1 protein-coding gene is annotated in these 1,218 nt (G+C 49.0%); it reads left to right on the top strand.

The genetic code is table 11. From position 1 onward, the window contains the following. Positions 1–145: 145 nt before the first annotated feature. Positions 146–1,218, top strand: a 1,073-nt coding sequence (locus HMPREF3216_RS06500; protein ID WP_060786434.1) for a hypothetical protein, incomplete at its 3' end; no start/stop codon positions are given.

The following is a 1,218-nucleotide window of genomic DNA, read 5'->3' as shown; positions in this document are numbered from 1 at the left end:
CTTGACTTTTTTAAACGGGGGGGGGGTATGTTAATAGCAAACATGGCCGCACCTAGTTTGGCCGTGTGCCACAGTCCACTTTGGATTGTGGAGCAAATTTTTCTCTGCGCCCCTAACGCAGAGGAGAAGAAGAAAGGAAATTAAAATGATGAATAAGAAGGCTATCGCCGCTTTCGCTGCTGGCGCAACTTTGCTTGCCGGCTTCGCAATGGCCACCCCAGCATTCGCTAAGGATGAGACCAAGCAGCCAACTCCTGCTGAGGTTCTTAAGACTGCTCAGAAGGCTGTTGATGATAACAACAAGGCTATCGCTGATGCTGAGGCTGCTCAGAAGGCTGCTGAGGATGCTGAGACTGGTTTGGCTCAGAAGGTTGCTGACGCTAAGAAAGATCTTGGCGATACATTGTTTGCGAAGTACTTTAATGCTGCACAACAGGGCGGCGCAATCACTCGTAATACTACCAAGTGCGAGGTTGCTGATGAAGCTAAGGTTAATGCTTTAAGCACTGCTCTTAAGAATCAGGATGAAAATGCTACCAAGTTAGCTAAGGCTAAGCAAGATCTTGCCACTGCTAAGGCTAAGGTTTACGACTTGGCTGAGGCTTTGAAGAAGGCTCAGGCTGCTGCTGATGCTGCTTCTGATCTTGAGAAGAGCTTCCACACCAAGGAATATCACATTGCTCGCGTTTCTGGTGCTAAGACCAAGCTTGATGCTACTAAGGCTGATCATGCAGATAAGATGAAGACTTACAGCGAGAAGTTTGAGGCTTGGCAGAAGGCTGATGCTGATTTGAAGATGGCTACGGCTAACTTCAAGGCTGCTCAGAAGGCTGTTTCTGATGCAGAGGCTGCTGGTTTGGATCTTTCTGATAAAACTGCTTACAAGGCTTTGAAGGATACTGAGGCTCGTGCTCAGGCTGAGCTGGATGCTGCTACTACGGCTGAACAGAAGGCTGCTCGTGAGCTTGAGAAGGCTAAGGGTGAGGCTGAGAAGGCTGCTGTTGCTTACAATAAGGCTTTGGAAGCCTACAAGGCTGCTTACAATGCTGCTATTCGCGATGGTGTGAAGCTTCCAGCTGATCTTCCACAGATTACTGATCCATTGGTTCCAACTACTCTTCCTGGTGTTGGTGGTTTCGTACCAGATGGCCAGCCAGGTCAGCCAGGTCAGCCAGGTAAGCCAGGTAAGCCAGGCAAGCCTGAAGTTGAGAAGAAGAA

The organism is Gardnerella vaginalis, assembly GCF_001546455.1.
Taxonomy (GTDB): Bacteria; Actinomycetota; Actinomycetes; order Actinomycetales; family Bifidobacteriaceae; genus Bifidobacterium; species Bifidobacterium vaginale_B.
Note: the sequence above shows the minus strand (reverse complement) of the source record. Positions and strands in the feature narration are given on the sequence as shown.